Annotated in this window: 15 protein-coding genes and 1 rRNA gene; 7 read left to right on the plus strand and 9 right to left on the minus strand. The window is 69.2% G+C overall.

The window, feature by feature from the left end:
- Positions 1 to 172: 172 nt before the first annotated feature.
- A 16S ribosomal RNA gene (locus F4560_RS20335) occupies positions 173 to 1,689 on the minus strand.
- Positions 1,690 to 2,026: 337 nt separating this feature from the next.
- Here F4560_RS20335 and F4560_RS20340 point away from each other — a divergent pair.
- The 5 genes from F4560_RS20340 to F4560_RS20360 all read left to right on the plus strand — a co-directional run bounded on the left by F4560_RS20340 (position 2,027) and on the right by F4560_RS20360 (position 7,542).
- The gene (locus tag F4560_RS20340) at positions 2,027 to 2,995 is read left to right on the plus strand and encodes an MASE1 domain-containing protein (RefSeq protein ID WP_312869384.1); all 969 of its coding nucleotides are present in this window, start codon (positions 2,027 to 2,029) and stop codon (positions 2,993 to 2,995) included.
- Positions 2,996 to 4,069, plus strand: a complete 1,074-nt coding sequence (locus tag F4560_RS20345; RefSeq protein ID WP_184922201.1) for a lycopene cyclase family protein — start codon at positions 2,996 to 2,998, stop codon at positions 4,067 to 4,069.
- 41 nt (positions 4,070 to 4,110) lie between these two features.
- Positions 4,111 to 5,814 carry a GGDEF domain-containing protein gene (locus F4560_RS20350; protein WP_184922202.1) on the plus strand — a complete coding sequence of 568 codons (1,704 nt, stop codon included), beginning with the start codon at positions 4,111 to 4,113 and terminating at the stop codon, positions 5,812 to 5,814.
- Positions 5,815 to 5,906: 92 nt separating this feature from the next.
- Entirely contained in the window at positions 5,907 to 7,019 is a 1,113-nt protein-coding gene (locus F4560_RS20355) for a carboxylate-amine ligase (RefSeq protein ID WP_184922203.1), read from the plus strand.
- Positions 7,020 to 7,125: 106 nt separating this feature from the next.
- Complete coding sequence (locus tag F4560_RS20360; protein WP_184922204.1) at positions 7,126 to 7,542, plus strand: CBS domain-containing protein; 417 nt, start codon at positions 7,126 to 7,128, stop codon at positions 7,540 to 7,542.
- 248 nt (positions 7,543 to 7,790) lie between these two features.
- Here the strand turns inward: F4560_RS20360 and F4560_RS20365 are convergent, their stop codons facing one another.
- The 8 genes from F4560_RS20365 to F4560_RS20400 all read right to left on the minus strand — a co-directional run bounded on the left by F4560_RS20365 (position 7,791) and on the right by F4560_RS20400 (position 14,477).
- Positions 7,791 to 8,150 carry a metal-sulfur cluster assembly factor gene (locus tag F4560_RS20365; RefSeq protein ID WP_246478614.1) on the minus strand — a complete coding sequence of 120 codons (360 nt, stop codon included), beginning with the start codon at positions 8,148 to 8,150 and terminating at the stop codon, positions 7,791 to 7,793.
- Between the two features lie 35 nt (positions 8,151 to 8,185).
- A complete protein-coding gene (gene sufU, locus F4560_RS20370; protein WP_184922206.1) occupies positions 8,186 to 8,629 on the minus strand; it encodes a Fe-S cluster assembly sulfur transfer protein SufU in 444 nt (147 codons plus the stop codon).
- Between the two features lie 18 nt (positions 8,630 to 8,647).
- Positions 8,648 to 9,925, minus strand: a complete 1,278-nt coding sequence (locus F4560_RS20375; RefSeq protein ID WP_184922207.1) for a cysteine desulfurase — start codon at positions 9,923 to 9,925, stop codon at positions 8,648 to 8,650.
- 70 nt (positions 9,926 to 9,995) lie between these two features.
- Positions 9,996 to 10,769, minus strand: coding sequence for a Fe-S cluster assembly ATPase SufC (gene sufC, locus F4560_RS20380; RefSeq protein WP_184922208.1), 774 nt, complete (start codon positions 10,767 to 10,769; stop codon positions 9,996 to 9,998).
- Between the two features lie 67 nt (positions 10,770 to 10,836).
- Positions 10,837 to 11,160 carry a non-heme iron oxygenase ferredoxin subunit gene (locus F4560_RS20385; RefSeq protein WP_184922211.1) on the minus strand — a complete coding sequence of 108 codons (324 nt, stop codon included), beginning with the start codon at positions 11,158 to 11,160 and terminating at the stop codon, positions 10,837 to 10,839.
- The gene (gene sufD, locus F4560_RS20390) at positions 11,157 to 12,332 is read right to left on the minus strand and encodes a Fe-S cluster assembly protein SufD (RefSeq protein ID WP_184922213.1); all 1,176 of its coding nucleotides are present in this window, start codon (positions 12,330 to 12,332) and stop codon (positions 11,157 to 11,159) included. The genes F4560_RS20385 and sufD overlap by 4 nt, the downstream gene beginning before the upstream one ends.
- A gap of 1 nt (position 12,333) precedes the next feature.
- A complete protein-coding gene (gene sufB / locus F4560_RS20395; protein WP_184922215.1) occupies positions 12,334 to 13,779 on the minus strand; it encodes a Fe-S cluster assembly protein SufB in 1,446 nt (481 codons plus the stop codon).
- On the minus strand, positions 13,776 to 14,477 hold the full coding sequence (locus F4560_RS20400) for a helix-turn-helix transcriptional regulator (protein WP_184922217.1): 702 nt from the start codon (positions 14,475 to 14,477) through the stop codon (positions 13,776 to 13,778). Before F4560_RS20400 ends, sufB begins: the two co-directional genes overlap by 4 nt.
- Positions 14,478 to 14,575: 98 nt before the next feature.
- Between F4560_RS20400 and mptB the strand changes: the two genes are divergently transcribed.
- Both mptB and F4560_RS20410 read left to right on the plus strand, forming a co-directional pair.
- Positions 14,576 to 16,156: a polyprenol phosphomannose-dependent alpha 1,6 mannosyltransferase MptB gene (gene mptB / locus F4560_RS20405; RefSeq protein WP_184929269.1), complete on the plus strand. Its 1,581-nt coding sequence runs from the start codon at positions 14,576 to 14,578 to the stop codon at positions 16,154 to 16,156.
- A 297-nt stretch (positions 16,157 to 16,453) separates the two neighbouring features.
- Positions 16,454 to 20,107 carry a patatin-like protein gene (locus tag F4560_RS20410; RefSeq protein WP_184922219.1) on the plus strand — a complete coding sequence of 1,218 codons (3,654 nt, stop codon included), beginning with the start codon at positions 16,454 to 16,456 and terminating at the stop codon, positions 20,105 to 20,107.
- Positions 20,108 to 20,121 lie beyond the last annotated feature (14 nt).

Here is a 20,121-nt window from a genome sequence, read left to right on the forward strand (position 1 = left end):
CTCTGGAGACCCTTCCATGTTCCCGAAGGAACCGTACTAACTCCCCAAACAACCCAGGATTCTGTATATAGCCAGCATCCACATCATTGAGCAACCATCCGACGATCATTCGCCGCCGGCATGGCTCTCCACAGGCCCTCTCGAAAGAAGACCGGTGAGGAATGCTCCTTAGAAAGGAGGTGATCCAGCCGCACCTTCCGGTACGGCTACCTTGTTACGACTTCGTCCCAATCGCCAGTCCCACCTTCGACCGCTCCCCCCCTTACGGGTTGGGCCACGGGCTTCGGGTGTTACCGACTTTCGTGACGTGACGGGCGGTGTGTACAAGGCCCGGGAACGTATTCACCGCAGCGTTGCTGATCTGCGATTACTAGCGACTCCGACTTCACGGGGTCGAGTTGCAGACCCCGATCCGAACTGAGACCGGCTTTGTGGGATTCGCTCCACCTCACGGCTTAGCAGCCCTCTGTACCGGCCATTGTAGCATGTGTGAAGCCCTGGACATAAGGGGCATGATGACTTGACGTCATCCCCACCTTCCTCCGAGTTGACCCCGGCAGTCTCCCATGAGTCCCCGCCATTACGCGCTGGCAACATGGAACGAGGGTTGCGCTCGTTGCGGGACTTAACCCAACATCTCACGACACGAGCTGACGACAGCCATGCACCACCTGTACACCGGCCACAAGGGGGGCCGTATCTCTACGGCTTTCCAGTGCATGTCAAGCCCAGGTAAGGTTCTTCGCGTTGCATCGAATTAATCCACATGCTCCGCCGCTTGTGCGGGCCCCCGTCAATTCCTTTGAGTTTTAGCCTTGCGGCCGTACTCCCCAGGCGGGGTGCTTAATGCGTTAGCTGCGGCACGGAGGACGTGGAAGTCCCCCACACCTAGCACCCACCGTTTACGGCGTGGACTACCAGGGTATCTAATCCTGTTCGCTCCCCACGCTTTCGCTCCTCAGCGTCAGTATCGGCCCAGAGACCCGCCTTCGCCACCGGTGTTCCTCCTGATATCTGCGCATTTCACCGCTACACCAGGAATTCCAGTCTCCCCTGCCGAACTCAAGTCTGCCCGTATCGACTGCAGGCTCCACGTTAAGCGTGAAGTTTTCACAGCCGACGCAACAAACCGCCTACGAGCTCTTTACGCCCAATAATTCCGGACAACGCTCGCACCCTACGTATTACCGCGGCTGCTGGCACGTAGTTAGCCGGTGCTTCTTCTGCGGGTACCGTCAGTTGCCCTTCGTCCCCGCTGAAAGAGGTTTACAACCCGAAGGCCGTCATCCCTCACGCGGCGTCGCTGCATCAGGCTTTCGCCCATTGTGCAATATTCCCCACTGCTGCCTCCCGTAGGAGTCTGGGCCGTGTCTCAGTCCCAGTGTGGCCGGTCACCCTCTCAGGCCGGCTACCCGTCGTCGCCTTGGTAGGCCATTACCCCACCAACAAGCTGATAGGCCGCGGGTCCATCCTGTACCGCCGGAACTTTCCACCCACCACCATGCGGAGGCAGGTCATATCCGGTATTAGACCTAGTTTCCCAGGCTTATCCCAGAGTACAGGGCAGGTTACCCACGTGTTACTCACCCGTTCGCCGCTCGTGTACCCCGAAGGGCCTTACCGCTCGACTTGCATGTGTTAAGCACGCCGCCAGCGTTCGTCCTGAGCCAGGATCAAACTCTCCAATAAGGAATGTTTGATCGCTCCGAACAACACTGACATTAATGTCAGTTGTCCAGTAACAATCTCAAAGGAAACCTCTTGACAGAGGTTCATAAATTTACTGGCTATTCGGCACGCTGTTGAGTTCTCAAAGAACACGCGCACACCGTCACTCATCACATTCAGTGATTCGATCCGGGGCTTCTATGTTCGCCGCGCTCCGTTCCGGTCTCTCTCCGGCCCGTTCCGCGCTGACATGGAGAAAGCTACACGAGTGTCCCTGGATAGTGAAATCGGGGGGTCGGTTACGGCGTCTCCGCAGCTAGGCGTGGTGCGACCCCCTGGAACGGTGGATGCTGGGCCGGTGCAGCTCTCGCCTCGGCTCGGTCGGTACGCGCTCCATCTCCTCTTGGTGGCGGCCGGCTACTACCTGGGCGCGCGTCTCGGCCTTCTCCAGGCGTTGGTCAACGACCAGGTGACCCCGCTGTGGCCGCCGACCGGTGTCGCGGTGCTCGCGCTGGTGCTCGGTGGGCTGAGGATGTGGCCGGGTGTCGCGGTGGGCGCGTTCGCGGTCAACGCCACGCTGACCGACATCGGCTCCACGGTCCTCATCAGTGCGGGCAACACGCTCGGCCCGGTGGTCGCCTACCTGTTGCTCAGTCGGGCGGGTTTCCGACAGGAGATGGACCGCACGCGTGACGCGCTCACGTTGGTGTTCCTGGGCGCGTTCGTGGCCATGGCGGTCAGCGCGACGATCGGCAGCGGCACGCTCCTGCTGACCGGGGTGATCGACGGAGCCGGTTTCTGGTCGACGTGGGCCGTGTGGTGGACCGGTGACGCGCTGGGCGTCCTGGTGCTCGTGCCGATCGCGTTGGCGTTCCGCACCCTGCGCCTGCGGAACCACCCCGCACGCCGGTGGATGGAAGCCGCCGCACTGCTGGTGAGCACGACGGTGGTCATGGCGGTGGCGACGACGCACGACCTCCGGCTGATGTACCTGGTGTTCCCGTTCCTCATCTGGGCGGCGCTGCGCTTCCAGCACCTGGGCACGGCGCCGTGCGCGCTGATCGCGACGACCCTGGCGGCACGTGGGGCGGCGATGAGTTCCGGCCCTTTCGCGGGGCTGGACCTCTTCGTGCGCATGGTGACGTTGCAGGCGTTCAACGCCACGACGGTGTTGACGGCGCTGCTGTTGTCGGCGGTGATCGCGGAGCGCAACGCGGCGCGGCAGGCGATCGAGCGGACGGTGGCGCAGTTGGCGGACGTGGTGCAGCAGTACCAGCCGCTGCTGTTGGGCAACGTGCAGCCGCCGCAACGTCCGGAGAAGCGCTAAGTGGACGTCGTCGTGGTGGGTGGTGGCCCGGCGGGTCGGGCGCTGGCGCGCGCGTGTGCGGCGAAGGGCCTGGGGACGACGTTGGTCGATCCGAACCCGGGACGGCCGTGGCGGGCGACCTACGCGGGGTGGGTGGACCAGTTGCCGGCTGACGCGCCGATCGCGGTGGCGTCGTCGAGGTCGCGTGCCGTGACGACGGCCGAGCACGTCATCGCGCGTGGGTACGCGGTGTTGGACAACGAGCGGTTGCGGTGGCTGCCGGAGGAGGTGCGGGTGGTCGCGGGCCGGGTGGTCGGGTGGTCGTCCACGGAGGTGGCGGTGGCCGGTGGACGAGTGGTCACCGGCCGGGTGGTCGACGCGACCGGCGCGGCGGGCGGTCGTGCGGCGCAGACGGCGGTCGGTGTGGTGGTCCCGGCGGAGCACGCGGCGCCGTTCGTGGGTGCGGACGAGGCGCTGATCATGGACTGGCGCAGGCCGCCCGCGGCGACGACGGCCGATCCGACGTTCCTCTACGCGATCCCGGTGTCTGCGGACGAGGTGCTGCTGGAGGAGACGTCGTTGGCCCGGCGGCCCGGTCTGCCGTTGGGCGAGTTGCGACTGCGGTTGCACTCGCGTCTGGCCGCGCACGGCATCCCCGTGCCGGACGGTGAGGAGCGGGTGCGCATCGCGTTGGACGGGCGTGCGCGGAACGGCGCCTTCGGCGCGGCGGCCGGGTCGATCCACCCGGCGACGGGGTACAGCGTGGCGGCGGCGTTGCGGCGGGCGCCGGTGGTGGCGGAGGCGATCGCGGACGGGCGTCCGGTAACGCGGTCGGCGTCCGAACGGGTGGTGCGCGGCTTGCGACTGAGGGGCCTCGCGGCGTTGCTGGCCATGCGGCCCGACGAGGTTCCGGAATTCTTCAACCACTTTTTCCAATTGCCCGACAATCTTCAACGAGACTACCTCGACGGGGACGATGACCTGCGGGGAACGGTCCGCGCGATGCTCCGGCTGTTCGGTTCGGCGGGTTGGCGCATGCGTGCCCGCTTGGCATTTCCTGTGCAATCGGCCAAAAGTTTGGAAACTCCTGGTTAACGCTCTCGGCAAAAGAAGATCGACCAGGCACGATCGTTGCCGTGCCCGCCTTGCTGGATGACGTTCGCTTCGCCTTCCAGCCGTTGTTCAACCTCCACACCGGAGGGGTCGTGGCGGTGGAGGCACTGGCCCGGCCGCACGACGGCAACGTGCAGGACCTGCTGCGGATGGCGTTCCGCGCGGGGTACCTGGCGAACACCGACGTGGCCCTCGCGTGCCGCGCGATCCGCCATGCGGCCGACCACGGCCTGGGCGTGCCGCTGCACGTGAACCTCCTCGCGATGACGATCGCGGACAAGCCCGAGTTCATGGCCCCGCTGTACGGCGCGCTGCGCGAGACCGGCCGCACCCCCGCAGACCTGGTCCTGGAGGTCGGCACGCCGTACTCGCGGGCGCCGCGCCGGCTGCTGGTCAAGGGCATCGACCGGTTGCGCGAGGACGGGTTCAAGATCGCTCTGGACGGGGTCGGCGAAGGTGACACGCCGTTGTCGCTGCTCACCGAGGTGCAGCCGGACATGGTCAAGCTGGACCGCGAGGTGGTGGTCGCGCTGCCGTCCGACCCCGCCCGGTACGCGCTGGTCCAGGCGTTGCAGCACGTGTGCGAGCACATCGGGTCGCTGATCGTGGCGGAGGGCGTGGAGACGGAGGCGGAGCTGGGGGCGCTGCGCCGCCTCGGCGTGCGGCTGGCGCAGGGCAACCTGCTGGCGACCGCGCAGCGCCGGCCCAAGGTGGACGCGACGATCTCGGCGGTGTTGAGCGAGGTCAGCGACCCGGAGGCGGTCACCAAGACGATGACCGGGCCGTTGCGGCGCAACTCGGGGCCGCGGGTCACCGACTTCCTGCACCCGGCGACCACGCTGCCCGAGTCGGCGACGTCCGAGGACGTCCGGGAGGTGCTGGCGAACCAGCCGACGGTGACCGGCGTGGTGCTGGTGGACGACGAGGGCCGGCCGCTCTGGACGGTGGACCGCAACCGGTTCCTGCTGGGTGTGACGGGGCCGTTCGGGCACGCCCTGCACGCCAAGCGGGAGGCGGCGCGGCTGGCGGACAAGCCGAAGCTGATCGGCGCGGATTCGAGCGCGTTGGACCTGCTGGACGTGGTGGCGCACGCGAACCGCGAGCGGACCAACGACGACCTGGTGGTCGTGGACGACGACGACCGCTGCCTGGGCGTGGTGCGGGTCGCGGACGTGGTGCGCGGTGTGGCCGAGATGAAGGTGGAGCAGGCGGCGGCGCTGAGCCCGCTGACCAGGCTGCCGGGCAGTGACTCGATCGCGCGCGAGGTGGACCGGCGGATCATGGGCGGCGACCTGTTCGCGGTGGGCTGGCTGGACGTGGACGCGTTCAAGCGGGTGAACGACTCGGCCGGGTTCGCGGCGGGTGACGACCTGATCCGCGCCATAGGGCGTTCGTTGACGGAGGGCGCGGCGACGTACCCGGGCGTGCAGGTCGGGCACGTCGGCGGGGACGACTTCCTGGTGGTCGCGGGGCTGAACGAGATCGTGCCGTTCGCCGCCGCGGTGCTGGACTCGCCGTTCGAGGCGGAGGGTCGCGGGGTGACGTTGTCGCTGGCGACGTTGATCTGCGCGGCGGGGACGGTGGGGTCGTACCGGGAGGTGTCCCGGCTGCTCGCGCCGTTGAAGGAGCACGCGAAGTCGTTGCGCGGCACGAGTTGGGTGCTGGGTCGGCCGGGCAGCGACCACGTCGACGTCCTGCGCGGCGGGCCGCATCTGGCGGTAAGTTAGGGGAAGTCAGGGAAGTTCACCACTTCGACGCATGCGCTGCCCGATCGATTACTCATAGCATCAGGATGACTACCCAGCGCAGGGAGGTCCTGGTGAGCGAGGTCACCGCCCTACCGCTTCCACGAGTCGTCTCCGACCTTCCGTTGTCCGTGGGGGTCGAGGAGGAGTTCCTGCTCGTCGACGCGGACACCGGGACGCTCATGCCGTTGGCCCCCGCGGTGCTCGGCGGGGTGCGGTCGGCGCTGGACCTCCAGCAGGAGATGACCCTCTACCAGGTGGAGAGCGCCACTCCGGTGTGCCGGACCATGGCCGAGGTGAAGGCGCAGCTGCTGGCCGCACGGGGTGCGCTGGCGGCGTTGGCGAGTGGGCACGGCGCGCGGATCGTGGCGACGGGGACGCCGGTGTTCGGCGGGGACAGGCCGCCGCCGTTGGCCGACGACGACCGGTACCGGACCATCGCCGCCGAGTACGGGACGTTGATCGACGGGTTGACCATCTGCGGGTGCCACGTGCACATCGGCATCCCGGACGAGGAGACCGGCGTGCTGGTCAGCAATCACCTGCGGCAGTGGCTGCCGGCGCTGTTGGCGATCAGCGCGAACTCCCCGTTCGCGGAAGGTCGGGACACGGGGTACGCGAGTTCGCGTTACCTGGCGTGGAGCCCGTGGCCGTCGGCCGGCCCGCCGCCGTGGTTCGAGTCGGCGGAGGACTACCACCGGCACACGGGGGTGCTGCGGACGGCCGGGGCGGCGTTGGACGCGGCGATGGTCTACTGGGACGTGCGGCTGTCGGCCCGTCACCCGACGGTGGAACTGCGGGTGTGCGACGTGGCGGCGACGGTGGACGAGGCCGTGGTGCTCGCGGCTCTCGTGCGGGCGATCGCGCGTACGGCGATGGATGGTCGGCCTGCCCACCGGGTGTCGGACTTGGCGTTGCGGACGGCGTTGTGGCGTGCGGCGCGGGACGGGTTGGACGGGGCCGCGATCGAGCCGCACACCGGCCGGTTGGTGCCCGCGGTGGACGTGGTGCGTTCCCTTGTGGACTGGACGCGTTCGGCGTTGCGGTCGGCCGGGGACGAGGACCTGGTGCTGGACGGTCTCGACCGGGTGCTGCTGGACGGGACGGGGGCGGCGCGGCAGCGGCGGGCCTATCGGCGGCGCGGGTCGTTGCTGGACGTGGTGGAGATGCTGGTCGCCCAGACATAGCGGGCCCAGACGTAGCCGGACCTTTTCGACGTGTAGACGGCGGCTGCGATGTGTAGACGGCGGCTGGTCGGCGCATCCTTGTGCCAGACGACCAAGGAGGTTCGCCATGACCACCGCACGGGAAATCATGAACGCCGGTGTCCAGTGCGTCAAAGAGGACCAGAACCTGCTCGACGCGGCGCGGATGATGCGGGACCTGGGCGTCGGCTCGCTGCCGATCTGCGGCAAGGACGACAAGCTGCACGGGATCATCACGGACCGCGACATCGTGCTGCGGTGCGTGGCGGAGGGGCGGGATCCGGCGTCGATGAAGGCCGGGGAGATGTCCGGGCACCTGCACTGGGTGAACGCGGACGACGACATGTCGCACGTGCTGCGGACCATGGAGGACAACCAGATCCGCCGGCTGCCGGTGCTGGAGAACCACCGGTTGGTGGGGATGGTGTCGGAGGCGGACATCGCGCGGCACTTGGACGAGAGCCAGATCGCCGAGTTCGTGGAGCGCGTGTACGCCGGCGCTTGAGCGCTTGAGCTTGCCGCGCACGCTGCTCCGCACCGCTTCGGGAACGCTTCGCACCCTTGTGGACAGCCGTTGTCGGCTGTGGACAGTCGACGTCCGCGGCCCGGAATTGTCGGACCCCGCCGGTAAAATCAAAGCAGGGGTCCCCTTGGCGGGGACCCCTGCGAAGCGTTCCGGGTGGAGCGGTCTGGCGGTGTGCAGGCCTCACGGTGTGGGGGTCTGCGCCGGGCTGGTGCTGCGCCGGGTGGGTGTCAGACGGTGAAGCCGAGGGCGCGGAGTTGGTCGCGGCCGTCGTCGGTGATCTTCTCGGGGCCCCACGGGGGCATCCAGACCCAGTTGATGCGGAAGTCGCTGACGATCCCGGTGCTGCCACCGCCACCGCCGACCAGCGCGGACCGGGTCTGGTCCTCGATGACGTCGGTCAGCGGGCAGGCCGCGGACGTCAGCGTCATGTCGATGATCGCGACGTTGTCCTCGTCCACCCGGATGTCGTACACCAGACCCAGGTCGACGACGTTGATGCCGAGCTCGGGGTCGACCACGTCGCGCATGGCCTCCTCGAGGTCGTCCAACGTCGGGACGTCTGCCTTCGGCGCAGGCGCCTCGGGCATGCCCTCGACACCGCGCACCACGTCTTCTTCGGCGGTCATGCCTTTGCTCCCTCGCTGCGTGCCACCGCGTCCTTGAACGCCATCCAGCCCAGCAGCGCGCACTTCACGCGCGCCGGGTACTTCGCCACGCCCGCGAACGCGATGCCGTCCTCCAGGACTTCCTCATCGGGCTCGACCTTGCCGCGGCCCTGCATGAGCTCAACGAACGCGTCCATCTTCTTGAACGCCTCGCCGAGCGGCCTGCCCACCACCAGGTCCGTCAGCACCGAGGTGGACGCCTGGCTGATGGAACAGCCCTGCCCGTCGTACGAGACGTCGCGCACGGTGTCGCCGTCCAGGCTGACCCGCAACGTCACCTCGTCGCCGCAGGTCGGGTTGATCTGGTGCGACTCGGCGTCGAACGGGTCGCGCAGGCCGCGCCCGTGCGGGTTCTTGTAGTGATCCAGGATGATCTCCTGGTACATCTGCTGCAACTGCATCTCACGCCCACCCAAAAGTCATCGGACGCCGAAGAACCTCTGCGCCTCGCGGACGGCGTCGACCAATGCGTCCACCTCGTCCAGTGTGTTGTACAGGTAGAAGCTGGCCCGCACGGTCGCGGCGACGTTCAACCGCTGGTGCAGGGGCCACGCGCAGTGGTGGCCGACGCGCACCGCGACGCCCAGGCTGTCGAGCACCTGGCCGGCGTCGTGCGCGTGGATGCCTTCGACGTCGAACGACACCGCGCCGCCGCGGTCCACCGTGTCCAGTGGTCCGACGATCCGGACGCCGGGGATCTCCGCGAGACCCCGCAGCGCCGCTTCGGTGAGCACGTGCTCGTGCTCGGCGATCCGGTCCATGCCCACGGCCTTGAGGTAGTCGACCGCCGCGCCCAGCGCCACGGCCTGCGACGTCATGGGCACGCCTGCCTCGAACCGCGCGGGCGGCGGGGCGAAGGTGGACTTCGCCATCCGGACCATCTCGATCATCGAACCGCCGGTGAGGAACGGCGGCAGCGCCTCCAGCAGCTCACGGCGGCCGTAGAGGACGCCGATGCCGGACGGGCCGAGCATCTTGTGGCCGCTGAACACGGCGAAGTCCACGCCGAGCGCCTTGAAGTCGACCGGGCCGTGGGGCACGGACTGGCAGGCGTCCAGCACGGTCAGCGCGCCGACCTCGCGCGCCGCGTCCGCCAGCTCGCGGACCGGGTTGACGGTGCCGAGCACGTTGGACTGGTGGGTGAACGCGACGACCTTCGTCCGCGCGTTGACCAGCTCGTCCATGTTCGACAGGTCGAGCCTGCCCTCGTCGGTGACGCCGAACCAGCGCAGCGTGGCGCCGGTGCGGTCGGCCAGCTGCTGCCACGGCACGAGGTTCGCGTGGTGCTCCATCTCGGTGACCACGATCTCGTCACCGGGACCGAGGCGGAACCGCTCGGCTTCGGGGCCGGCGGTGGCCGCGTTGCCCATCGCGTACGCGACGAGGTTCACGCCCTCGGTCGCGTTCTTGGTGAACACGATCTCGCCGTAGCCGACGCCCACGAAGTCGGCGATCTTCTGCCGTGCGCCCTCGTAGGCGTCCGTGGCCTCTTCGGCCAGCTGGTGCGCGCCGCGGTGCACCGCGGCGTTGGCGGTCTCCACGAAGGCGCGCTCGGCGTCGAGGACCTGCCTCGGGCGTTGCGAGGTGGCGCCGGAGTCCAGGTAGACCAGCCGCTTGTCTTCCCGCACCGTGCGGCCCAGGATCGGGAAATCCGCCCGGACGGTGACGACGTCCAGTGGAGTAGCGGTGGTGGTCACTGCCCCGACGCCTCCTCTCGAAACGAGTTCACGACAACGTGCCGACGACGTGCCGACATCAAGTGCAACGTCAGCCGATGCTGGCGGCTTCCTGCTTCCCGATGTACTTCACGTAACCCTCGGCTTCGAGCTGGTCGGCGAGCTCCGGGCCGCCGGACTCGGCGATGCGGCCGTTCGCGAACACGTGCACGAAGTCGGGCGAGATGTACTTGAGGATCCGGGTGTAGTGCGTGATCAGCATGACGCCGACCTCACCGGACTGCTTGTACCGGTTCACGCCCTCGGACACGACGCGCAGCGCGTCGACGTCCAGGCCCGAGTCGGTCTCGTCCAGGATCGCGATCTTCGGCTGGAGCAGGCCCAGCTGGAGGATCTCGTGGCGCTTCTTCTCGCCGCCGGAGAAGCCCTCGTTGACCGAGCGCTCGGCGAAGGCCGGGTCGATGTCCAGGCCGGTCATCGCCTCCTTGACCTCCTTGACCCAGTGCCGAAGCTTGGGCGCCTCGCCGCGCACGGCGGTGGCGGCGGAGCGGAGGAAGTTCGACATCGAGACGCCGGGCACCTCGACGGGGTACTGCATGGCGAGGAAGAGACCCGCGCGAGCGCGCTCGTCCACGGTCATCTCCAGCACGCTCTCGCCGTCCAGCAGCACGTCGCCGGAGGTGATCTGGTACTTGGGGTGCCCGGCGACGGCGTAGGACAAGGTGGACTTGCCCGAGCCGTTGGGCCCCATGATCGCGTGGGTCTCGCCTGCGTTGATGGTCAGGTCGACGCCCTTGAGGATCTCCTTGGAGCCCTCGTCGGTGTTGACCGAGACGTGCAGGTCCTTGATCTCCAGAGTGGCCATTGGTGGTTCGTTCTCCTGGTGTGACGAGCGGAAGTCAGTTCGGGGCCACGTCAGTTCGCGGCCAAAGTCAGTTCACAGCCGTGGTGACGTCGACGTAGACGTCACCGGCGCGGAGCTCGACGGCGAACACGTCGACCGGCTCCGTTGCGGGAGGCGACGACGGGCGGCCGGTGCGCAGGTCGAAGCACGACCCGTGCAGCCAGCACTCGACACCGTCGCGGCCGACCTCGCCGCCGTCGCTGAACGCGACCTCGGCGTGCGAGCAGACATCGCGCAGCGCGTGCACGGTGTCGCCGTCGCGGACGAGCACGATCGGGGTGTGCTCGTCGCCGACGTCGAAACCCGAGGGCTTGCGGTCGTCGAGGTCGGTCAATGAGCACACCTTGATCACACGCCCACCGCTTCCAGCTCCGCCTCGATGGCGGCTTCCAGGCGCTCTCGCACCTCGGGCACGGTGATCTTGAGCAGGATCTCGTGGAAGAACCCGCGCACGACCAGCCTGCGCGCCTGGTCCTCGGGGATGCCCCGGGCCTGGAGGTAGAACAGCTGCTCGTCGTCGAACCGGCCGGTGGCGCTGGCGTGGCCCGCGCCCTCGATCTCGCCGGTCTCGATCTCCAGGTTCGGCACCGAGTCGGCGCGCGCGCCGTCCGTGAGGATCAGGTTGCGGTTGAGCTCGAACGTCTCGGTGCCCTCGGCCGCGGCGCGGATCAGCACGTCGCCGATCCACACCGTGTGCGCGCCCTCGCCCTGGAGGGCGCCCTTGTAGACCACGTTGCTGCGGCAGTTGGACGCCGAGTGGTCGATGAAGGTGCGGTGCTCCTGGTGCTGGCCCGCGTCCGCGAAGTACAGGCCGAGCAGTTCGGCGTCGCCGCCGCGACCGGCGTAGGTGACCACCGGGGTGAGGCGGACGATGTTGCCGCCGAGCGTGATGACGGTGTGCTTGAACGTCGCGTCACGGCCGAGCTTGGCGTGGTGCGACGACACGTGCACTGCGTCGTCGGCCCAGTCCTGGATGGCCACGACGGTGAGGTGCGCGCCGTCTTCGACGACGAACTCGATGTTGTCGGCGTACACGCCGGAACCGCGGTGGTCGATGACCACGACGGCCTCGGCGAACTGCCGGGCGTGCACGTGGAGGTGGCCGTAGGCGATTTCGCCGACGCCCGCCCCGGTGACCGTGACGACGGTCGGCTCGACCTTCGCGTCACCGGGGAGGGTGAGGACGGTGGCCTCGGCGAACGAGGACCACGCCTGGGCGGCCACCCGGTCACCGGGGGTGCCGGCGACGCCGAGGCGCTTGTCGTCCCGGCCGACGGTCTCGACCGAGACGCCCTCGGACGCCTTGACCTCGACCGTCGCCGTGCCCGTGGCCTCGGCGCCGTTGTGCAGGTTCGCCAGGCGCTTCAGGGGGGTGAAGCGCCAGATCTCCTCGCGACCGCCGGGCACCTCGAACGCGTTCACGTCGAAGGACGTGAAGTGGTCCGCGCGCGAGGAGACCGGGGCACCCGCACCGTGCGAGTGGGCCGTCAGGCCGTGCTGCTGCTGTTCGGTGGTGACGGCCATGTCAGCCGACGGCCCCTTCCATCTGAAGCTCGATCAGGCGGTTCAACTCCAGCGCGTACTCCATGGGCAGCTCGCGCGCGATGGGCTCGACGAACCCGCGCACGATCATGGCCATGGCCTCGTCCTCGTTGAGACCGCGGGACATCAGGTAGAACAGCTGGTCCTCGGAGACCTTCGAGACCGTGGCCTCGTGGCCCATCGACACGTCGTCCTCGCGGACGTCGACGTACGGGTAGGTGTCCGAGCGGCTGATGTTGTCCACCAGCAGCGCGTCGCACTTGACCGTCGACTTCGAGTGGTGCGCCCGCTTGTTGACCTGCACGAGGCCGCGGTACGACGTGCGGCCACCGCCGCGCGCCACCGACTTCGACACGATCGTCGACGACGTGTACGGCGCCATGTGGACCATCTTCGCGCCGGCGTCCTGGTGCTGGCCCTCGCCCGCGAACGCGATCGAGAGGACCTCGCCCTTGGCGTGCTCGCCCATCAGGAACACGGCCGGGTACTTCATCGTCACCTTGGAGCCGATGTTGCCGTCGACCCACTCCATGGTCGCGCCCGCTTCGGCCTTCGCGCGCTTGGTGACCAGGTTGTAGACGTTGTTCGACCAGTTCTGGATGGTCGTGTAGCGGCAGCGACCACCCTTCTTCACGATGATCTCCACGACCGCGGAGTGCAGCGAGTCCGACGAGTAGATCGGCGCGGTGCAGCCCTCGACGTAGTGCACGTAGGCGCCCTCGTCGACGATGATCAGCGTGCGCTCGAACTGGCCCATGTTCTCGGTGTTGATCCGGAAGTAGGCCTGGAGCGGGATGTCGACGTGGACACCCTTGGGCACGTAGATGAACGAGCCGCCCGACCACACCGAGGAGTTCAGCGCGGAGAACTTGTTGTCACCCGAGGGGATGACGGAGCCGAAGTACTCCCGGAACAGCTCCGGGTGCTCCTTCAGCGCGGTGTCCGTGTCCAGGAAGATGACGCCCTGCTCCTCAAGGTCCTCACGGATCTTGTGGTAGACGACCTCGGACTCGTACTGGGCCGCGACACCGGAGACCAGGCGCTGCTTCTCCGCCTCCGGGATGCCGAGGCGGTCGTACGTGTTCTTGATCTCGTCAGGCAGGTCGTCCCAGGTCGCCGCCTGCTTCTCGGTCGACCGGACGAAGTACTTGATGTTGTCGAAGTCGATGCCCGACAGGTCGGAACCCCAGGTCGGCATCGGCTTGCGGTCGAACAGGCGCAGCGCCTTCAGCCGGAAGTCCAACATCCACTCGGGTTCGCTCTTCTTCGCCGAGATGTCCCGAACGACGTCCTCGTTCAGGCCCCGGCGAGCGCTCGCGCCTGCCACGTCCGAGTCGGACCAGCCGAACTCGTAGTTGCCGATGCTCGCCAGGGTCTCTTCCTGGGTGAGCGGGGCTGTGGTGGTGCGCTGCTCGGCAGCGGCAGTCATGCGGGCTCCCCTCCATCTGGGATCCGGGGTGTGTTCGGGATGTGAGTCGTGCACACGGCATCGCCGCGGGCGATGGTGGCCAGGCGCTGGACGTGCGTGCCGAGCAGGTCGGCGAACGCCGCCGTCTCGGTCTCGCACAGCTGCGGGAACTCCGCCGCTACGTGTGCCACGGGGCACAGGTGCTGGCAGAGCTGCTCGCCCGCCCCCACGTGGCGCGCCGAGGCAGCGTAGCCCTCCCTGGTCAACGCCACCGCGAGGGCCTTGGCCCGCGCCGCGGCGTCCGGTTGGGCCACGATGGCCGCGCGGTGCTGGTCGACGAACGCGGACACCCGTCGTTCGGCGAAGGTCCGCACCGCCTCTTCCCCGCCCTGTTCGGCGAGGAAGCGCAGCGCGGCCACGGCGAGGTCGTCGTAGGCGTGCCCGAAGCGGGCCCGCCCCTGCTCGGTCAGCAGGAAGAACTTGGCCGGCCGTCCCCGGCCGCGCTGCCCCAGGCGGGGCGCCTCCCTGCTGGTCGCCTCACCGTCGGCCACCAGTGCGTCGATGTGCCTGCGCACCGCCGTGGGGCTCAGGCCCAGCTGCTCCGCGACCGAGGCCGCGGTGACCGGGCCCTGCTCCAGCAGCAGGCGTGCGACGGCATGCCGGGTCCGCCCGTCGTGCCCGGACGGCACCACGGTCGAATCGCTCCCGACGTTTTTCACAACACCAGTGTTGCGTATTTCATCGGCGGCCGCAAAGATCGGCCCGGGTCGGGTGACCCGACTCACGCGCCGGGGCCGGTCGCTACCCTTCCGACGTGATGGCGGGCGGAATGGCGATGGCGAACCGGGAAGAGATCGCTGAGGCGGCCCCTCTCGACGCCCCCGAACGGCGGCAGCTCGACGTCATCCGCCGCTGGGGCACCGTCGGCGCGTTGCTGCTGGCCGTCGGGTCGCTCGGATCGGGCGCCGCGCCGGTGTTCAGCCCCCTGCCCGGCACGCCGCTGCTGGGCCTGTTCCCCCGGATGCCGAGCGCGGCCATGGGCGTCGCGTGGACGGGCATCTTCCTGATCGTGTCGGCGTGGCTGTGGCTGGGCCGGTTCGCCCGGCCGGGCCGTCCCCGGCTGATGTCGCGCAGCCAGCTCGACCGCACGCTGCTGATGTGGATCACGCCGCTGGTGTTCGTGCTGCCCATGTTCAGCCGGGACGTGTACAGCTACCTGGCGCAATCGCAGATCGCGGCCAACGGTCAGGACCCGTACGAGCTGGGTCCGGCCACGGCGCTGGGCGTCGACCACACGTTGACGAAGAACGTGCCGAACATCTGGCGTGAGACTCCCGCGCCGTACGGGCCGCTGTTCCTGGCCGCCGGGCGCGTCATCTCGATGCTGACCGGCGACAGCGTGCTGCCCGGCATCTTCCTGCACCGGCTGCTCGTGCTGCTGGGGCTGGCGATGATCGTGTGGGCGGTCCCCCGGCTGGCCCGGCGCTTCGGCGTGCCGCCGGTGAGCGCGCTGTGGCTGGGCGCGGCGAACCCGTTGGTGCTGTTCCACCTGGTGGTGGGCGTGCACAACGAGGGGCTGGCGATCGGCCTGATGCTGGTGGGGCTGGAGTTGGCGTTGCGGCGGATGCCCACGGTCCCGGGCACGCCCATGACGCGGGAAGAGCTGCTGTGGATCGTCCTCGGCGCGACCATGATCACGTTGGGCGCTGCGGTGAAGATCCCGGCCGCGCTGGCGCTGGGCTTCCTGGGCGTGATGATCGCGCGGCGGTGGGGCGGGCGGTTCTCCGACCTGGTCCGGGCGGCGCTGTTGTTGCTGGTCATCTCCGGTGTGGTGATGGTCGGGACGTGCCTGGGCACCGGGCTCGGGTTCGGCTGGGTGGAGACGCTGAACGTCGCCGGCACGGTGAAGAGCTGGATGTCGCCGCCCACCGCGATGGGGTTCATGGGCGGCGGGCTGGGGCTGGTGCTCGGGCTCGGCAACCACACCGAGTCGATGATCGCGTTGATGCGGATCGTGACGCAGGCGGTGTCGGTGGTGCTCGTGGCGACGCTGCTGTGGAAGGCGTTCCGGGGGCGGATCAAGGCCGTCAACGGGCTGGGCGCGGGGTTGGGCGCGGTGCTGGTGCTGGGGCCGGTGCTCCAGCCGTGGTACGTGCTGTGGGCCGCGTTGCCGCTGGCCACGGCGGTGCTGGCGCGTCGGTTCCGGATGTTCGCGATGGTGACGAGCGCGGTGATCGCGGTGATCCTGCCGCCGACGGGCTCGGCGTTCGACGGCCGTGCGTACATCGTGCCGCAGGCGGTGGCGGGCGCCCTGATCGCGTTCGCCGTGTGCCTCTTCGTGGCGCGCAAACAGGTGATCCCGCTGATCAGACGCGACCCCCTCCCCGGCTCCGTCTAACCCTCCCGCGAGTCGAACGCTCAGGCCCCGCGTGTCGAACCGTCAGGCCCCGCGAGTCGAACGCTCAGACCCCGCGAGTCGAACCGTCAGGCCCCGCGAGTCGAACGCTCAGACCCCGCGAGTCGAACCGTCAGGACCATCGAGTTCTACGTTCGTGGCCGCCTCCGCTGACGCGAATGTGGAATTCGGGGGACCCGGGTGTTCGACACGCGGGGCCTGGACGTTCGACTCGCGCGGAGGTGGGGTGTAACTGGGTGGGGTGGGCGGGCGAGACATCGGTACGGGAGGGAGTGCGCGATGGTGGACGTGCCGCAGGAGCAGATCCGGTTCGCGGTGGTGCTCAACGGGGGTGTGAGCCTCGCCGTCTGGATGGGCGGGGTCGTGCTCGAACTCGATCGGCTGACCAGGGCGGACGGGCCGTACGCCGAACTGCTGGACATGGTCGGCAGCACGGCCCGCGCGGACGTCATCACAGGCACGTCGGCAGGCGGCATCAACGGCGCCGCGCTGGCGTTGTCGCAGGTCAACGGCAACGCCCGGCTGGAACGGCTGCGTGACCTGTGGGCCGAGCAGGGGCGAATGGAACAGCTGCTCCGCACACCGTTCCGCGGGCAGCCCGTGTCCCTGCTCAAAGGCGACGAGTTCTTCCTCCCCCGCCTCCAGGAAGCGCTGGCGCGGCTGACCACGGACTTCGCCCCCACCCCGCAGGACGACCGGCCGGTGGACCTGCGGATCACCACGACCCTGCTGGCGGGCGTGCCGACCGTCACCCACGACGACCTCGGCCAAACCCTCGTGCAGGCCTCCCACCAGGGCAGCTTCTCGTTCCGCCGCGACCCGGGCGGCCGGGACGACTTCAGCGCCGACAAGCTGCCGGCGCTGGTCGACCGGATGGCGCTGGCCGCACGGTCGTCCGCCTCGTTCCCGTTCGCGTTCGAGCCGTCGTTCATCCCGGTCGCACCCGGCGCGCCCGACAGCGACAAGCCCAACATGGCCGACGTCGCGTCCTGGGCCAACGGCACCGACAACCGGTCCCGGTACGCGGTCGACGGCGGCGTGCTGGTCAACACGCCCACCAAAGAGGCGCTGGAGGCCATCGACCGGATGCCCGCCGAGGGCCCGGTGCGGCGGGTGATGCTGCTGGTGTTCCCGCACGCCCCCGAGGCGGTCGTGGAACCGGTGGCCCCCGTGGACGGCGCGCTGCCCAGCACCATCGCCACCGGCACCAAGCTGCTCGGCGCGTTGACCAGCCAGAGCGGTCGCACGTATGTCGAGCGCATCGAGGAGCACAACCGCAACGCGGCGTCCCGGCGCGGAGGGCGCAGCGCCCTGCTGGACCGGCTGGCGTCGGGCGGTTCGGTCACCGAGAAGCTGTACGCGCTGGCCGCGACCCTGCACGACCACTACGAGGACGTGCGCATCCGGCACGCCGCCCGTGACGTCACCACCCGCCAGTTCGAAGTGCCGGGCGCGAACGCCGCCGGCTGGTCGTTCGAACGGGTGCGAGAGGCGGCCGAGGCGGCCCAGCGGGAGTACCGCGCGGAGCACAGCAAGGTGCCGTACGTGCCGACGAAGCCGCAGCCCGCCGCGTTGCCGGAGCACGGTTGGCCGTGGGGCGTCACGATGGCCGACCGCCTCGCGTCCGCCGCGATGGACCTGCTCAAACGCCTGGTGTGGGTGATGCCGGACGCCCAGCGGCTCGCGTTGGCCCGCACGAACCTGTTCGACGTGCGGGCGAAGCTGCGTGCCGCCCGGATCGAGCTGGACGAGCACTGGACCACCAGCGAGCACGAGGAGCTGGACCAGGCGTACTGGGAACTCCGGGTCCACCGGTTCGCGCAGAAGATGCTGGACGAACCCGACGGCGTCGGGCAGCGGGTCCGGCAGCAGGTGGAGCGCATCGCGGGCGTCCTCGGCGACGCGCACGACATCCTCGACCAGCTGGACGACGACCAGCTGCGGGCCGGGTCGCTGCGGTCGTGGCACCGGCTGCTGACCGAGCCGCGCACCGAAGCGGAGGCCGTGGCCGGGCTGGTGGCGGGCGACCTGTGGCTGTCCCGGGTGCTGGCGCTCGAAGTGGCGACCACGTGCCTGGCGGACGACTCGCGCGGCGGCATGGACCAGGCCGTGGAGCTGGTGCAGATCAGCCTCCAGACGCGCAACGCGTTCGCCGAGTACAGCCTCACCGCGGAGGACAAGGCGGGTGGGGCGTCGTTGAGCCGGTTCTCCGGGTTCCTGAAGCGGTCCTGGCGCGTGAACGACTGGATCTGGGGTCGGCTCGACGGCGCCACCATGCTGTGCAAGGTGGTGTTCGACCCGAAGCGGCTGCTGCGGGTGGAGCGCATGACCGGCGCGGGCGGCGACCCGGTGGAACGTGCGTCGGCCAAGGTCGACGAGCTGGTGCTGAAGCTGTTCGGCGACGGGGTGCCGGACGAGCTGGAGCCTTACGTGACGCGGGCGAAGGCGGAGCTGGCCGCTGTGTTCGCCAAACCGGACGGTGACCATCCCCCGACGTGCGCGGCGTTGGCGGAGTTGGCGGCGTGGGCGCTGCACATCCGGATCATCTGCGAGGAGCTGCCTGCCCTGCGTGCCGCGATCCTGGCCGACCGGCACGAGGGCGCGGATCGGCGGTCGCGTGGCGAGCTGTTCCTGGAGGAGCAGGCGGCGCTGCTGGCCCGGCTGCCCGTGCGGACGGACGCGGAGCGGGTCGAGGTGGGCGTGCGGGCGTTGAGCGCGTTCGACCGGGCGGGGATCGGGCGTGAGCCGCTGGTGCAGGAGGCGAGCAGCGACCAGGTGATCCGGACGGCGGCGACGGCCGCGGCGGTGGCGATCACCGTGGCGGACAGCGACAACTCCGGGCTGGGCACGGCGAAACCGCTGACCAGGACGTTGCGCGGGGCGGCGCTGCTGCCGTACTGGACTATCACCGGGTTGACGCGGGGAGGGCGGCTGGCGCAGTTCCTGGGGCTGCTGGGGTTCGCGTTGGGCGGCGCGCTGCTGGTGCTGGCGTTGTTCGACCTGCTTCCGCCGTGGGCGGTCGGCCCGTCGGCGGCGTTCGGCGGTGGCACGCTGCTGGCCGCCTTCGGTTACGCCGCGCTTCGGTCCGGGACGTTGCTGCACGGGCTGGTGCTGCTGTCGCCGGTGATCCCGCTGGTCACGGTGGCGATCGACCGGACCCGTGACGCGCTGGCGTCGGGTGAGACCGGTGATCAGGCCGTGACGGGGATGGTGGCGGTCGGTGGCGTGCTGCTGGTCGTGGTGGGTTTGCTGATAATCGGCAGTCTGCCCGCGCCGGTGGGCACGCCGCTCGCGGTGCTGGGCAAGATCCGGTTCCGGCCGCGGCTGCTGGTGCGGGTGCTGGTGGCGGCGGCGATCGTGGCCGGTGTGTGGGCCGTCGTGCGGTACCGGTTGTACGACCTGGACCCGGCGTTGGTGGTCGTGGGCACGGTGGTCGCGATCTTGTTCGGCGCGGCGGCTTCGTACGTGCTGGGCAGTTCGCTGCGGCGGTGGCGTCAGGTGGACGGGGTGTGGGACACGGAGGCCGCCGAGCCGCCCGCGTCCGCTACCGCAGGGTGGGCCGCGGTGTACGGGTCGGTGCTGCTGGTGATCGCGGCGGTGGTGCAGGTGTTCTCGCTGCGGTTCACCGGGTGGGAGGCGGTGCTGGCGACGGCGTTGTCGTTCGGGCTGGTGCTGCTGTTGGTGACGACGTGGTGGGTGCCGTTGCAGGCTCGGCGGACCATCGCCCGGTCCCTGGTCGAGCAGATGTCCATTGTGGACTTCGAGCCGGGTGACGTGGCCGCGGCGCTGCTCAAGCGGCTGGAGGGTCACGGGATGCTGTTCAAGTTCCTCACCGAGCTGGACGACACCGGCAGGCCCCACCTCAGCTCCACGGGCCTCCGCGTGGCCCACCGCGCCGCCGGCCGTTCCGCCACCGGCCACGACCCCGACTGACCCCACCCACCCGC

This window comes from Saccharothrix ecbatanensis (assembly GCF_014205015.1).
In the GTDB taxonomy this organism is placed as follows: Bacteria; Actinomycetota; Actinomycetes; order Mycobacteriales; family Pseudonocardiaceae; genus Actinosynnema; species Actinosynnema ecbatanense.

Coding starts and splice junctions, on each gene's coding strand:
- F4560_RS20365 (WP_246478614.1), bottom strand. CDS start 8,150: ATGCCCGAGGCGCCTGCGCCGAAGGCAGACGTCCCGACGTTGGACGAC.
- F4560_RS20410 (WP_184922219.1), top strand. CDS start 16,454: ATGGTGGACGTGCCGCAGGAGCAGATCCGGTTCGCGGTGGTGCTCAAC.
- sufC (WP_184922208.1), bottom strand. CDS start 10,769: ATGGCCACTCTGGAGATCAAGGACCTGCACGTCTCGGTCAACACCGAC.
- mptB (WP_184929269.1), top strand. CDS start 14,576: ATGGCGGGCGGAATGGCGATGGCGAACCGGGAAGAGATCGCTGAGGCG.
- sufB (WP_184922215.1), bottom strand. CDS start 13,779: ATGACTGCCGCTGCCGAGCAGCGCACCACCACAGCCCCGCTCACCCAG.
- sufD (WP_184922213.1), bottom strand. CDS start 12,332: ATGGCCGTCACCACCGAACAGCAGCAGCACGGCCTGACGGCCCACTCG.
- F4560_RS20360 (WP_184922204.1), top strand. CDS start 7,126: ATGACCACCGCACGGGAAATCATGAACGCCGGTGTCCAGTGCGTCAAA.
- sufU (WP_184922206.1), bottom strand. CDS start 8,629: ATGCAGTTGCAGCAGATGTACCAGGAGATCATCCTGGATCACTACAAG.